The organism is Stenotrophomonas sp. YJH_SMC_58, from assembly GCF_059369635.1.
Genome location: NZ_JCAFSW010000004.1, coordinates 200,031 through 214,122 on the forward strand (window position 1 = coordinate 200,031; position 14,092 = coordinate 214,122).

Genomic DNA, 14,092 nt, shown 5'->3' on the forward strand with positions numbered 1-14,092 from the left:
GCCGACCAAGGTCGGCAACTACCAGGAGATGGGTAGGCGCTCTTGTTGCAGGCTACGCCGCAGAAGCGGCCACCTTCTCCAGGATCCGCTTGCCGCTGCTTTCCAGAGCGGCGTCTTCCTTTTCCTTCTGCTGCTGCGCCAGCTTCGCACCCGGGCACTGCGCCAGCATGTAATTGGCGTCGAAGTTGAGCTTTTCGACCAGGAAGTCGACGAACGCACGCACCTTTGGCGAGACCAGGCGGCCGCCGGCGAACACGGCGTTGAAGTCCACTTCCGGGCCGGTCCAGCCGGCCAGCACGCGGCGCACCATGCCCGATTCAACGAACGGCTTGGCCATCACGTCACCGGTCAGCAGCAGGCCTTCGCCACAGACCAATGCACCATTCAACGCAGACATGTCGTTGGCGGTCATCAGCGGGGTGACCGGGAAGTCACGCAGTTCGCCGCCGTTCTCGCCCAGCTGCCAGGTGAAGCGCGGTGAATTGCCGGTGTGATACGGCTTGCGCATCGCCAGGATGCGATGGAACTGCAGCTCCTCCGGATGCAGCGGCTCGCCATAGCGCTCGATGTAGGCCGGGCTGGCGAACACCTGCGTGCGCAGGCTGCCGAGCTTGCGTGCGACCAGATTGGAATCGGGCAGGGCCCCCACGCGCAGCGCAAGGTCCGCTTCACCTGCAATCAGGTCCAGCTTCTCGTTGCCCATGTGCATGTCCAGGCGGATTTCCGGGTACTGCGCATGGAACTGGCCCAGCAGCGGGGCGATCCAGGTGATGCCGATCGAATAGGGCACGGTGAAGCGCAGCCAGCCGCGCGGGCCGGACTGCAGCTGGCTCACCGCGCTCTCGGCCTCTTCCAGTTCGCGCGCGATGCGCTGGCAATGTTCGTGGTAGATCGAACCGGCTTCGGTCAGGCCGAGGCGGCGCGTGGTCCGGTGCAGCAGGCGCGCGCCCAGGCGCGTTTCCAGCTCCTGCACTTTGCGGCTGACCGTGGTCTTGGGCAGGCCGAGCGATTTGGCAGCGGCAATGAAGCTGCCTTGCTCGACCACTTTGACGAAGATCAGCGTCTCGTTGAGATCGTGGGACATGGTCGGGGATCCTGGACGTCGGGGATGGGACAATCGTGACAGAACGATTGGACCGGGAGCGGGATGATTATTCCCCTTAATCAGGACTAATCAAGTAAAGGTTTGAGGTCTATCGTGGCGCCATTCGTCAATTGGAGCCCGTCCGCCATGAGCCTGCGCAACATTCTTGCCCGACTCCGGAACGCCGGCCAGAACACCCTGGACCTGGCGATGACCGTCGAAGCCCGTCCGAGTTCCTTGGTACACAAGGACTTTCGTGAGTTTACCGCGCCCATGCGTCAGCAGCGTGGCGGTGCCATCCGCCTGGCCCCTCACAAGGGTGACCGCCTGCGCCGAATCGGGACTATCCCGGATTTGGGAGGAAATGTCCCGTGAATGGGATGCTGACGCCTGAAGTCCTGGTCCTGGGCGGCACCGGTGCCGTCGGCCAGGGTGTGGTTGGCGCGCTGCTGGAGGCCGGCAGCCCGGTACTGGTTGTCGGCCGCGATCCGGGCCGGCTGGCGGCGCTGCGCGAGCAGTTCGCTGACGAGCCGGGCCTGGAGACGCTGCTGGGGTCGCTCAGCGACGACGGGTCGGCGCGCGCGCTGGCCGAACGCATCGCGCAGCGCCCGCGCCGGTTGGCGGCGGTGATCGCCGCAATGGGTGGACCGTACCGCCGCGGTCGCGTGGTCGACCGCAACGGTGACGAACTGATGGGCGCGATGCAGGCCGATCTGATGCCGCACGTGCACGCGGTGCGTCACCTGCTGCCGCTGCTGCAGGACAACGTGCATGCGCGCCGCTACGTGATGATCGGCAGCCCGGCCAACGCCAAGCCGTGGGCGGGCTACGGTGAGACCTCGATCACCACCGCCGCGCTGCGCATGTACGCGCAGGTCGTACACCAGGAAGCGCAGGCGCTGGGCGTGCGCGCGCAGATGCTGGAAGTCTGCAGCCCCGTCTGTACCCCGGCCAATGCGGCCAATGCCTGCATCGAGTGGCCCAGCTCGCTGCTGGTGGGTCGTCGCGTTGTGTCGCTGCTGGATGGTTGCCGCGACAACCGTGCCATCGTCCGCTGTGACAGCAGCGATGCCGAACTGCCGCGCGGCCTGCTGCACCTGGAAGTTCCCCCTTTGTGGCGCGATACCGCAGGCGTCGCTTGACCTCGACCATGGTTGAGGTCGCAGGATACGCCGCCGATTTTTGCAACACGTTCTCATATAGCTGTACCACCCCTCCGTACGGATGCATGCCATGACTTCCCCCAATACCACCCCACATCGTTTCGGCCATCGCATTGCGATGGTCGGCGTGTCGATCCTCGCCGCAGCCGTGCTTGCGGCCTGCAGCGGCGGCCACGCCGAAGAAGCCGGTGCACCGCCGCCGCCGCAGGTCAGCGCCGCGCCGGTACTGGTCAAGCAGGTCAGCCAGTGGGACGAGTTCAGCGGCCGCGTCGAAGCGGTGCAGAGCGTTGAACTGCGCCCGCGCGTGTCCGGCTACATCGACAAGGTCAACTACGTCGAAGGCCAGGAAGTGAAGAAGGGCGAAGTGCTCTTCACCATCGACGCGCGCAGCTACCAGGCCGAGTACGATCGAGCGGCTGCCGAGCTGGCCCGCGCCCGCACCCAGGCCACGCTGGCCCGCAGCGAGTCCGAGCGCGCCAAGCGACTGTCCGAGCAGCAGGCGATCTCCACCGAGACCGCCGAACAGCGTCGCGCGGCCGCCGACCAGTCCGGTGCCGCCGTGCAGGCCGCGCAGGCTGCGCTGGACGCGGCCCGGCTCAACCTGGAGTTCACCAAGGTGCGTGCACCGATCGACGGCCGTGCCGGCCGCGCGATGGTCACCGCCGGCAACCTGGTCACCGCCGGCGACAGTGCCAGCGTGCTGACCACGCTGGTCTCGCTGGATACCGTCTTTGTCTACTTCGATGCCGACGAAAGCACCTTCCTGCGCTACGCCCAGATGGCACGCAAGGGCGAGCGCCCGAGCGAGCGTGACAGCGAACTGCCGGTGAAGGTTGGCCTGTCCGGCGAAGAGGGCTACCCGCACTCGGGCAAGGTCGACTTCCTCGACAACCAGGTCGCCCGCAGCACCGGCACCATCCGCGTCCGCGCACTGCTGGACAACGCCGACCGCCAGTTCACGCCGGGCCTGTTCGCCCGCGTGCAGCTGCTCGGCAGCGGCCAGTTCCAGGCGCTGCTGATCGATGACAAGGCCGTGCTGACCGACCAGGACCGCAAGTATGTCTACGTGGTCGACAAGGATGGCAAGGCCCAGCGCCGCGACATCCAGCTCGGTCGCACCGCTGATGGCCTGCGCATTGTCGAACACGGCCTGGCCGCGGGCGACAAGGTGATCATCGACGGCGTGCAGAAGGTCTTCATGCCGGGCATGCCGGTGCAGGCCAAGGCGGTGGCGATGCAGCCACAGCCGGCGCCGGCACCGGGCCGCGATGCCACCGCCGCCCTGAAGCACTGATCCGCGTCCCCGCTTAGCTGCCGGCGCCAGCGGCAGCCTTCCCTGCCTTCGTCATTTCGGCGAGGGGCAGGGCGGGTGTTGCCCGCCGAATGCCTTTCCCAGGAATTCCTCCATGGACTTTTCCCGTTTCTTCATCGACAGGCCGATCTTCGCGGCGGTGCTGTCGATCGTGATCTTCGCCGCAGGCCTGATCACGATTCCAATCCTGCCGATCAGCGAGTACCCGGAAGTGGTGCCGCCGTCGGTGGTCGTGCGCACGGTCTATCCGGGCGCCAACCCCAAGGTCATCGCCGAGACCGTCGCCACGCCGCTTGAAGAAGCCATCAACGGCGTCGAAGGCATGATGTACCTGAAGTCGGTCGCCGGTTCCGACGGCGTGCTGCAGATGACCGTCACCTTCCGCCCGGGCACCGACCCGGACGCAGCGGCGGTGAAGGTGCAGAACCGCGTGGCGCAGGCGCAGGCGCGCCTGCCCGAGGACGTGCGCCGGCAGGGCGTGACCACGCAGAAGCAGTCGCCGACCTTCCTGATGGTGGTGCACCTGACCTCCCCGCAAGGCAAGTACGACACCCTGTACCTGCGCAACTACGCCCGCCTGCACGTCAAGGATGCACTGGCGCGCATTCCGGGCGTCGGTGATGCGCAGATCTTCGGTGGTGGCGACTACGCCATGCGCGCCTGGCTGGATCCGGACAAGGTGGCTTCGCGCGGCCTGACCGCCAGCGACGTGGTGCGCGCCATGCGCGAGCAGAACGTGCAGGTGTCAGCCGGCCAGCTCGGCGCCGAACCGCTGCCGGACAGCAAGTTCCTGACCCTGATCAATGCCCAGGGCCGGCTGAAGACCGAAAAGGAATTTGGCGACATCGTGCTCAAGAGCGGCACCGATGGCGAGATCGTGCGCCTGTCCGACGTGGCCCGCCTGGAGCTGGGTGCGGGCGACTACACCCTGCGCTCGCAGCTGGACGGCAAGAACGCGGTCGGTATCGGCATCTTCCAGTCGCCAGGTGCGAACGCGCTGGAAATCCGTGACCAGGTCATCTCGACGATGGACGAGATGCAGAAGACCATGCCGGCCGACGTGAAGTACGAAGCCGTGTATGACACCACCATCTTCGTGCGTGACTCGATCAAGGCCGTGGTCTCCACGCTGCTGGAAGCGATCGCGCTGGTGGTGCTGGTGGTGATCCTGTTCCTGCAGACCTGGCGTGCCTCGATCATCCCGTTGATCGCGGTGCCGGTGTCGGTGGTGGGTACCTTCGCCGCGCTGTACCTGCTGGGCTTCTCGATCAATACGCTGAGCCTGTTCGGCCTGGTGCTGGCGATCGGCATCGTGGTCGACGACGCGATCGTGGTGGTGGAGAACGTCGAGCGCAACATCGAGGAAGGCCTGTCGCCCACCGCCGCGGCCCACCAGGCCATGCGCGAAGTGTCCGGCCCGATCGTGGCGATCGCGCTGGTGCTGTGTGCCGTGTTCGTGCCGATGGCGTTCCTGTCCGGTGTCACCGGCCAGTTCTACAAGCAGTTCGCGGTCACCATCGCCATCTCCACGGTGATCTCGGCGATCAACTCACTGACCCTGTCGCCGGCCCTGGCCGCGCGCCTGCTGAAGGCCCACGGCGCACCGAAGGATGGCCCGAGCCGCCTGATCGACCGCCTGTTCGGCTGGGTATTCCGCCCGTTCAACCGCTTCTTCAAGTCCAGCTCGGAGAAGTACGAGCGTGGCGTGGCCCGCATCCTCGGCCGACGTGGCGCGGTGTTCGTGGTCTACGCGATCCTGCTGGTCGGTACCGGCGTGATCTTCAAGCTGGTGCCGCCGGGCTTCATCCCGACCCAGGACAAGCTGTACCTGATCGCCGGCGTGAAGCTGCCGGAAGGTTCGTCGATCGCGCGTACCGATGAAATGCTGCGCAAGGTGGCCAAGATCGCCCAGGAAACCGATGGCGTGGCCCACACCATCTCGTTCCCGGGCCTGAACGCGCTGCAGTTCACCAATACGCCCAATACCGGTGTGGCGTTCATTCCGCTCAAGCCCTTCGCCGAGCGTCATGGCCGTACCGCTGCGCAGATCAATGCCGAGATCAACCAGAAGATCGCCGGCCTGCAGGAAGGCTTCGCCTTCGCGATGATGCCGCCGCCGATCCTCGGCCTGGGCAACGGCAACGGCTACCAGATGTTCATCGAGGACCGCGGCAACCTGGGCTACGGCGCGCTGCAGAATGCGGTGCAGGCGATGCAGGGCACCGTGGCGCAGACGCCGGGCATGGCCTTCCCGATTTCCAGCTACCAGGCCAACGTGCCGCAGCTGGATGCCGAGGTCGACCGCGTCAAGGCCAAGGCACAGGGCGTGCAGCTCACCGAACTGTTCGACACCCTGCAGACCTACCTGGGTTCGGCCTACGTCAACGACTTCAACCAGTTCGGCCGTACCTGGCAGGTGATCGCCCAGGCAGACGGTCCGTTCCGCGAGACGGTCGAGGACATCGGCAAGCTGCGTACCCGCAACGACCGCGGCGAGATGGTGCCGATCGGTTCGATGGTCACCATCAAGCAGACCTTCGGCCCGGACCCGGTGCTGCGCTTCAATGGCTACCCGGCAGCGGACCTGGCCGGTGAAGCCGACCCGCGCCTGCTGTCCTCGGCCGAGGCGATGACCAAGCTGACCGAGATCGCCGGCAAGGTGCTGCCGGTGGGCATGACCACCGAATGGACCGACCTGAGCTACCAGCAGGCGACCCAGGGCAAAGCCGCCTTCATCGTGTTCCCGGTGGCGATCATGCTGGCCTTCCTGGTGCTGGCCGCGCTGTACGAGAGCTGGTCGCTGCCGCTGGCGGTGATCCTGATCGTGCCGATGACCCTGCTGTCCGCGCTGTTCGGCGTCTGGCTGACCGGCGGTGACAACAACGTGTTCGTGCAGGTCGGCCTGGTGGTGCTGATGGGCCTGGCGTGCAAGAACGCGATCCTGATCGTCGAGTTCGCCAGAGAACTGGAGATGGGCGGCAAGGGAATCGTTGAAGCGGCGCTGGAAGCCTGCCGCCTGCGCCTGCGCCCGATCGTGATGACCTCCATCGCGTTCATCGCCGGCACCGTGCCGCTTGTGCTGTCGCACGGTGCAGGTGCCGAGGTGCGCTCGGTGACCGGTATCACCGTGTTCGCCGGCATGCTGGGCGTGACCCTGTTCGGCCTGTTCCTCACCCCGGTGTTCTACGTGGCCCTGCGCAAGTTCGTCACCCGCAACGGTGGTGGCCAGCTGGTGCAGCACGGCGAGCCGACCATCCACCACTGACATGGAACCCCGTCGCCGCCGGTCAATGGCCGGCGGCGGCTTTCCCCTCACAAGGCATGCATCCATGATTACCCATCAGAACAAGATCGCGCTGGTCACCGGCGCCACCCGTGGCATCGGCCTGGAAACCGTGCGCCAGCTGGCCCAGGCGGGCGTGCACACGCTGCTGGCCGGTCGCAAGCGTGAGACCGCCGTTGAGCTGGCGCTGAAGCTGCAGGCTGAAGGCCTGCCGGTCGAAGCCCTGCAACTGGACGTGACCGACGCGGCCAGCATCGCCGAAGCGGTCGAGCAGGTACGCCAGCGCCATGGCCGCCTCGACATCCTGGTCAACAACGCCGGCATCATGATCGAGAACCCGGCGCAGGCGCCGTCGGAACAGTCACTCGATACCTGGAAGCGCACTTTCGACACCAACGTCTATGCGCTGGTGGCGGTAACCCAGGCCTTCCTGCCGCTGGTCAAGCAGGCCAAGTCTGGCCGCATCGTCAATGTGTCCAGCATGCTCGGCTCGCAGACCCTGCACGCAGATCCCTCCTCGGGCATCTACGACTTCAAGATTCCGGCCTACAACGCCTCCAAGGCGGCGGTGAACAGCTGGACCCTGAGCCTGGCCTACGAACTGCGCAACACGCCGATCAAGGTCAATACCGTGCATCCGGGCTACGTGAAGACCGACATGAACGGCGGCAACGGCGAGATCGAAATCAGCGAAGGTGCACGCTCCAGCGTGGAAATGGCACTCATCGGTGAATCCGGTGCCAGCGGCAGCTTCACCTACCTGGGCGAGGTGCTGCCATGGTGATCCGCACGTTGGCGATGGCCGTCTCCAGCCTGGTGCTGGCGGGCTGTGTCAGCGTCGGCCCGAACTACAAGGCGCCGGTGCAGGAACCGGTGGTGCTGCAGGGGGCGCAGCAGCCTGTGTTCAGCACTATCTCGCCGGTGGCCAGCTGGTGGGCGCAGTTCGATGATCCGGTGCTGGAAGAACTGGTGCACGGTGCACTGTCGGATAACCTGGACCTGCGCGTGGCCGTGGCCCGCGTCAGCCAGGCCCGTGCGGTGTTCGTCGAAAGCCGCTTCGACCAGGCCCCGCACATCACCGCGGGCGGCAGCTACGACCGCCGCAAGCAACCCGATCCGCAGCTGGGTGGGCAGCGGGTGTTCAGTGAAAGCTACCAGCTCGGCTTCGATGCCGGCTGGGAGCTGGATCTGTTCGGCCGCAAGCGCCGTGCGGCAGAAGCCGCGCGCGCCGACCTGGACGCCGAGCAGGCCAACCTGGCCGATGCGCAGGTACTGGTCGCCGCCGAAGTGGCACGCAACTACTTCGAGCTGCGCGGTACGCAGAAGCGCATCGCGGTGGCCCAGCACACCCTGGTCAACCTGCGCGATACGCAGAAGCTGACCGAGGCGCGCTGGGAGCTGGGCGCCGGCAGCGAGCTGGACGTGCAGAGCAGTCGCGCCCGGCTGAAGGCGATCGAGGCCGATATCCCGCTGCTGGAAGTGGCCGAAACGCAGTCGCGCAATCGCCTGGCGGTTCTGCTGGGCCAGCGTCCGGAAACGCTGACTGCCATGCTTGCGCCGCACGACGTGCCGGCATTTGCCAAGGCGCTGCCGCTGGGCGATACCCGCGAGCTGCTGCGCCAACGCGCCGACGTGCGCGTTGCCGAGCGTCGCCTGGCCGCTGCCACCGCGCGGGTGGGCGTGGCCACTGCGGACCTGTTCCCGCGGCTGTCACTGTCCGGTTTCGTCGGCTTCCTTGGCGGCGACGCCAGTGGCCTGGTCAATGGCAACAACAAGGCCTGGTCGCTGACGCCGTCGCTGAGCTGGGCCGCGTTCGACTTCGGCACCGTGCGTGCACGCCTGCGTGCCAGCAAGGCTGAAGCCGAGGGTGTGGCTGCGCAGTATGAGCAGGCCGTGCTGCTGGCGCTGGAAGACACCGAGAACGCGCTGACCCGCTATTCCAAGCAGCAGGCGCGGCTGGCGATCGTGGTCGAGCAGGCGCAGGCGGCACGCCGGGCTGAGTCGCTGGCGCAGATCCGCTACCGCGAGGGCTCGGAAGACTTCCTGACCCTGCTGGATGCGCAGCGCACGCAGCTGGCGGCCGACGATGCGTTGGCGGCGGCTGAGTCCGAGGTCAATGTCAGCGTGGTGGGCGTGTACAAGGCGCTGGGTGGCTGGGGGCAATCGCCGCAGCAACCCAGCGTGGCGCAGGTGCAGTAACCGCAAGGGACGGAAGCAGTGGCTTCCGTCCCTTTCTTCTGTCAGGGCCAATGATTGGCCGGTGTGTCGCGCTCGCGCATGGGCACGATGCAGAAGCGATGGCCGGTGGGTGCTTCCATCACCCACCAGCGTTTGACGAAGCCGATCCGGCGCGCGCCGAGTTTTTCCAGTCGATCTGCCTCGGCATCGATGTCGTCGCTCTCGATGTCCAGGTGCACCCGTGAGGGGTGAGCGACACGTTGCACTTCCACGTTCAGACCCGCGGGTGCGCCCTGCAGGTCGGCGTACTCGGCGCCATCTTCGCCATACGATGGCTGCGCCTGCAGGCCGAGGGCGGTCGCCCAGAAGCGTGCGCCTTCGTCAGCGGGCGTGTCTTCGCAGTCGATGATGAATCCGGCCAGACGGCTCTGGTGCGCCATGACGTCCTCCGCAGATCGGGAATGGAGGGAGGGTAGCGCGTCGCTTGCTGTGGACGTTGTCACAGTCGTGACGTTTCTGACTCTGCCAGAACCGGGGCCTGCGGTGTAACTAGTGGGGCAGATTCCAGGAGGGAAGGCGATGAGCGACGACAAACGTGATACCCAGCGCATGCTGTTTGGTGATCCGGGACCGCCTGGCGCAGGGCTGTCGGTAGCGGTCGTAGTGCTGATGGTGTGGGCTACCATGGCGGCTGCGATCGGCTTCATGCGCCTGCCGGACCAGATGCTGGGGCTGGGCCTGATCGGCATCTCCGTGTTTCTGGCGGTCGGTGCCCGCATCTGCCAGGCACGCAACCAGCATCAGGCGCTGTACCGGCTGATGTCGCGACAGCCGCGGCATTGAGATTGCACCGCATTGAGATCCTGAACGAAGCAATGGCCACACTTCCAGAATTACACTTGGCCTGCAGGTGGGAATAGACGCGACATCACGCGGTAGCCATCGGAACTATTCAGTAACGTTCTAATGATCTCTTCTCCATCAACATGAAATGATTCATGGGACTTGATGTAGCAGAAAAATTTTTCAGCAAGAACGGAGCCGGCTGAATTGAATGCTCCATGCAGCTCCGGCCTTGAACGGTCAAGGAACAGCACCGAAGCAACAGCAGTTCCCAGGGCCCGCATCGCGAGAGAAGGACCGCTATGGTCCCAGAGCCAGCGACCCTTTGCCGGACAGAAGTCCTCGTTGTCATCGTGAATCATGTAGTTCCAGTCGGGGCTCTCGTACATCCAGTCTGGTGGCGTAAGGAGCCTGCCGTTGTAGAGAACTTCATGGGTTCTCGCTGAGCCGGTAAATCTCACTCCGTGGTGCTGAAGCCAGCAAAGTGCACGTTTGCTCAGTGCGTGATACTCGAGACGCTGCTGTACCCCCTGTGTAATCTGGGCTTGCGTGGATCCATCGGTTGCCGCGAGCAGAAATTCACCCAATGGAATGCTTTCCGAATGCAGTTCGGTGAGATCCAGGTATGCTCGTCCTTGTAGAACAGGAGGGAGTGCTGTGCGGGCTTCAGCATCGAGGATGACTGGGACGATTCGCACGTCGGACTGATCCACGTGCTTCTCCAGCATAGCCAGTTCGCGATTCAATCCTGAGCCGGGTCTCGACATGGCCGAGAGAAAGTCGCTGTCACAAAGGCAGAAAACGATCAGTGGGCGTTCCGCAAACGCGCGTTCAATCAGCTTGTCGATGTTTTGACCAAAACCGACGCTGTCCCTGTCCCAAAAGACTCGATACTTCCAATCCAAGTTGCGGACAATGTCGCTACGGATCCATTCCTTTGCATGAAATTGCCCGCCCCAAGCGTAAGAAATGAAGACAGATACATCTTCGCGCCAAGGTGTGTCCATTCAGTCAGTATGATTGTTTTGGATTCGACCGGATTCTACTCAGGCCAGTCCAGCTCGACCACCAGCGGGAAATGATCCGACGGCAGCACGCCGTCGATGCGACGGTCATCGGTCAGGAAGCTGCGTGCATGGAAGCCACGCACCAGCACCAAGTCCAGCTGCACGGTGGCCTTGCCGGTGAAATCGTGGAAGGTCAGGCGTGGCCCCTGCGGAACCTTCACCTGGTTACGGGTGTCCTGCAGCAGGCGGGTGAATGCCTTGTAGGTGTCACCACCGGGCTCGCTGTTGAAGTCACCCGTCAGGACCACCGGCAGATCGGCCGGCAGGGCTTCCACGCGCTTGCCGATCAGCTCGGCACCCTTCACCCGGCGCGGTTCATCCTCGTCGCGGTAGGGCAGGTGGGTATTCATGAAATAGAAACGACGGCCATCGTCCAGGCGGCGGAACAGGGCCCAGGTGACCATGCGCGGGTACAGGTTGCCCCAGGTGATGCTGCCGGGTACGTCGGGCGTATCGGACAACCAGAAGTTGCCGGACTCCTCGATGGCCAGCACCTTGCTGTCGTAGAACACGCCCATGTGTTCGTCACCGCTGCCACCGCGGCGGCCTTCGCCGAACCAGTGGTAGCCGGGCAGGTGTTCGGACAGGTAGTCGGCCTGCTCCTTCACCAGTTCCTGGGTGCCGATCACAGCCGGGCGCGCATCGAGGATGACCTTGACCATGGCATCGCGGCGGTCGGGCCAGCGCTTGCCCGGTTCGGTATCGACCGGGGTGCGGACATTGAACGACATCACTTTGAGTGGCGCCGGTGCAGCAGCCCAGGCGACGGCAGGCAGCGCAAGCGCCAACAGCGCACACAGCGCGGGGCGACGGAAACGCGACAACATCGTGGAATCCCTCCATTCCATGAAAACGGTTTCATGAAGCATGCCATGGAAGGCGAGGGCAGCGGTATGCCGGGATGGGCGACTGGGAGATGCCGGACGGGCGCTGGACGCTCCGCCCGGCAGATGCCCCTTGCCCGATCAGGGGTCGTAGATCATCCCGTTCTCGTCGCGGTTGTAGTGGTCGCTGGCCACGCGGGTGCCGTCGTCATGGACCACGTACAGCGTGCAACGCTGGTGGAACACGTTGCCGCTGATGCGGAAGGGCACGCACTCCTCCTGCAGGCCGACCTCTTCGGCTGCATTCGCTGGCGGCGAGGGCACCAGGGCAGCAAGTGCAACTACTGCAGCGAAAGAAAAAGCGGTCATTCGATTGTGCAGCGTCATTGATCACACTCCTTGTCGTAGTTGGTGTCCGATGCAGATCAGTCTGCCGGGAGGTACCACTGACCGTTCTCGTCTATCCAGTACACCGACGTGAAAACGGTGCCGTCTGCCAGAGTGCGGGTGACGGTGCAGCGCTGATGCACGAGGTTGGGCCCCAGTCTTACGGGCACGCAATCGGTCGTCGATCCGGGGGACCCGGCCGCGTGGCCGGTTGCCGGTACCACACTACCCAATGCCAACATCAATGCGGCCATCGCGGCCAGTTGCAGTTTCATAAGCATCATCCTTGCTTTCTGCAATCGCGCACATGCGCATGGCGTGTGTAACACGCAAACCAGGCCGCCGGAAGTGTCTCGCCGTGATCAGTCTTCGATCTCGCCGCGACGGCTGGCAGCACGCACTGCCTGCGCGGTGGTCGCCACACCCAGCCGTTGCCGCGCGTGGCGCAGGTGGTTCTCCACGGTGCGCGTGGAAAGCCCAAGCGTGGCCGCGATCTCAGCTTGGCGACGGCCAGCGGCGACCCAGCGCAGCACTTCGCGCTCGCGGTTGCTCAGTGCGCTTCCTGAAAGCTCGGCAGGCGATTCGGCCAGATGGCGCGCGGCCCGGAATGCTGCAGCTGCAGCAGCTTCCAGCTGCAGGCGCGCGCTGGCCGATGCATCGATCGCTGTCCCGGCAAAACTGATCGCGCCTTCCAGACCGGTGGTGCCGAACACCGGCACCTGCAGACCGTGCAGGCCTTCACCACGTGGCTGCTTCACCACCTGATAGCGTTCGCCGCGAACACCCTGGCGCTTGCTCCAGAAGAACGGCGCATCGCTGTCCAGCACGTGGCGATTGACGGGGCAGGTGTGGAGGTAGCGCGCAAGGTCGGTATCGCTGCCATCGCCGAACCAGTCGCCCTCGATCCAGTACACACGCTGTGTACCGCGCTCCAACCCCGTGCCGGTGGCGAACACCAGCACGCGGTCGTAGCCGAGTGGTGCAGAAATGCTGCGTAGTACGGCGCCCACCGCACTCAGTGAGCGGGCGCGTTCCAGTTCCAGCAACGCCTGCACCAGTTCGCTCATCCGGGTCAGCGCCCGGCCAGGGCGTCGAGCAGCGTGCGCGCGGCCAGCTTGCCCAGCGCATTACCGGCCAGCGGGCTGTCGCCGGTCAGCAGCAGGCGATCCTGCAGCACGCTGCCGTCGATGCCATCGTTGACGATCTGCACGCCCTGCTGCGCCAGGCGCTCACCGAAGAACCACGGCAGCTGCCCGGGCATGTAGCCGATCTCTGGCGTCTGCCGGTCCATCGCATCGGGGAAGGCGCAGATGCGGTAGCCGCGGAACAGCGAACCACCATCGGCCTCGTCCACACCTGCAGCGAGCAGTGCGGCCGGACCGTGGCACAGGGTGATGATGTAGCGTTTCTGGGCCATCGCCCAGTGCAGGACGGCCTTCACCGCGCGGCTCTGCGGCAGTCCGATCAGGGCGCCATGGCCGCCGGGGATGAACACCGCAGCATAGTCCGAATCCGCATCAAGGCCGGCGACCACCTCGTCCAGCGGCAGCGGCTGGCGGAAGCGCGACTCGTAACGTTCGTACAGTCCGCCGATCTCCGTGTCCTCGCGCGGGAACGCCCACCACTCGAATTTGGCGGCGTTGCCGGACAGCGTGGCCACATCGATGTCGAAGCCGGCCTTGTCCAGGTGGTACATCGGCAGCAGGGTTTCCACCGGATGGTTGCCGGTGGAGAACAGGTGGCCGTTGGCAGTGGGTAGATAGCGTTCGTCCGCAGCGATCATCAGCACCTTCCAGCGGCCATCGCGGCGTGCGTCGGGATAGTCGGCACCGGACAGGTTGCTCTTGGGCGATGTGAACTGCGACAGCGAGTAGGGCGACGGAAAGAAGGCATCGCGCTCGGCCGGGTCGGGGCTGGGCTGGCGGCTGGGCTCTTGCGTGTTCATGCGGAC

The 14,092-nt window shown here is 65.1% G+C and carries 15 protein-coding genes; 7 read left to right on the forward strand and 8 right to left on the reverse strand.

Annotated elements, in window-relative coordinates; genetic code table 11:
* Positions 1-52: 52 nt before the first annotated feature.
* The gene (locus tag AC5P68_RS07630) at positions 53-1,084 is read right to left on the reverse strand and encodes a LysR family transcriptional regulator (protein ID WP_005409107.1); all 1,032 of its coding nucleotides are present in this window, start codon (positions 1,082-1,084) and stop codon (positions 53-55) included.
* Between the two features lie 147 nt (positions 1,085-1,231).
* Between AC5P68_RS07630 and AC5P68_RS07635 the strand changes: the two genes are divergently transcribed.
* The 6 genes from AC5P68_RS07635 (at position 1,232) to AC5P68_RS07660 (ending at position 9,041) form a co-directional block, all read left to right on the forward strand.
* On the forward strand, positions 1,232-1,459 hold the full coding sequence (locus AC5P68_RS07635) for a hypothetical protein (protein WP_005409108.1): 228 nt from the start codon (positions 1,232-1,234) through the stop codon (positions 1,457-1,459).
* Positions 1,456-2,226, forward strand: coding sequence for an SDR family NAD(P)-dependent oxidoreductase (locus AC5P68_RS07640; RefSeq protein ID WP_033833089.1), 771 nt, complete (start codon positions 1,456-1,458; stop codon positions 2,224-2,226). Before AC5P68_RS07635 ends, AC5P68_RS07640 begins: the two co-directional genes overlap by 4 nt.
* Before the next feature lie 91 nt (positions 2,227-2,317).
* Positions 2,318-3,541 (forward strand): efflux RND transporter periplasmic adaptor subunit, encoded by a 1,224-nt coding sequence (locus AC5P68_RS07645; RefSeq protein WP_005409110.1) that lies wholly within the window; start codon positions 2,318-2,320, stop codon positions 3,539-3,541.
* Positions 3,542-3,653: 112 nt separating this feature from the next.
* Positions 3,654-6,824, forward strand: a complete 3,171-nt coding sequence (locus tag AC5P68_RS07650; protein WP_005409111.1) for an efflux RND transporter permease subunit — start codon at positions 3,654-3,656, stop codon at positions 6,822-6,824.
* A 64-nt stretch (positions 6,825-6,888) separates the two neighbouring features.
* Positions 6,889-7,626: an SDR family oxidoreductase gene (locus AC5P68_RS07655; protein ID WP_049404584.1), complete on the forward strand. Its 738-nt coding sequence runs from the start codon at positions 6,889-6,891 to the stop codon at positions 7,624-7,626.
* The gene (locus AC5P68_RS07660) at positions 7,620-9,041 is read left to right on the forward strand and encodes an efflux transporter outer membrane subunit (RefSeq protein WP_414497874.1); all 1,422 of its coding nucleotides are present in this window, start codon (positions 7,620-7,622) and stop codon (positions 9,039-9,041) included. The genes AC5P68_RS07655 and AC5P68_RS07660 overlap by 7 nt, the downstream gene beginning before the upstream one ends.
* 41 nt (positions 9,042-9,082) lie before the next feature.
* On the opposite strand, the gene AC5P68_RS07665 is transcribed toward AC5P68_RS07660, so the two are convergent.
* Entirely contained in the window at positions 9,083-9,460 is a 378-nt protein-coding gene (locus AC5P68_RS07665; protein ID WP_033833094.1) for a VOC family protein, read from the reverse strand.
* A 139-nt stretch (positions 9,461-9,599) separates the two neighbouring features.
* On the opposite strand from AC5P68_RS07665, the gene AC5P68_RS07670 reads away from it, so the two are divergent.
* Positions 9,600-9,863, forward strand: coding sequence for a hypothetical protein (locus AC5P68_RS07670; RefSeq protein WP_033833095.1), 264 nt, complete (start codon positions 9,600-9,602; stop codon positions 9,861-9,863).
* Positions 9,864-9,913: 50 nt separating this feature from the next.
* Here the strand turns inward: AC5P68_RS07670 and AC5P68_RS07675 are convergent, their stop codons facing one another.
* The 6 genes from AC5P68_RS07675 to hchA form a co-directional block, all read right to left on the reverse strand.
* On the reverse strand, positions 9,914-10,870 hold the full coding sequence (locus AC5P68_RS07675) for a toll/interleukin-1 receptor domain-containing protein (protein ID WP_414497875.1): 957 nt from the start codon (positions 10,868-10,870) through the stop codon (positions 9,914-9,916).
* Between the two features lie 35 nt (positions 10,871-10,905).
* Positions 10,906-11,757, reverse strand: a complete 852-nt coding sequence (locus AC5P68_RS07680) for an endonuclease/exonuclease/phosphatase family protein (protein WP_495216636.1) — start codon at positions 11,755-11,757, stop codon at positions 10,906-10,908.
* 138 nt (positions 11,758-11,895) lie between these two features.
* Positions 11,896-12,123: a hypothetical protein gene (locus tag AC5P68_RS07685; protein ID WP_227200225.1), complete on the reverse strand. Its 228-nt coding sequence runs from the start codon at positions 12,121-12,123 to the stop codon at positions 11,896-11,898.
* A 56-nt stretch (positions 12,124-12,179) separates the two neighbouring features.
* On the reverse strand, positions 12,180-12,416 hold the full coding sequence (locus AC5P68_RS07690) for a hypothetical protein (RefSeq protein WP_033833098.1): 237 nt from the start codon (positions 12,414-12,416) through the stop codon (positions 12,180-12,182).
* Between the two features lie 87 nt (positions 12,417-12,503).
* The gene (locus tag AC5P68_RS07695) at positions 12,504-13,208 is read right to left on the reverse strand and encodes a PA1136 family autoinducer-binding transcriptional regulator (RefSeq protein ID WP_033833099.1); all 705 of its coding nucleotides are present in this window, start codon (positions 13,206-13,208) and stop codon (positions 12,504-12,506) included.
* Between the two features lie 5 nt (positions 13,209-13,213).
* The gene (gene hchA / locus AC5P68_RS07700; RefSeq protein ID WP_033833105.1) at positions 13,214-14,086 is read right to left on the reverse strand and encodes a glyoxalase III HchA; all 873 of its coding nucleotides are present in this window, start codon (positions 14,084-14,086) and stop codon (positions 13,214-13,216) included.
* Between the last annotated feature and the right edge of the window lie 6 nt (positions 14,087-14,092).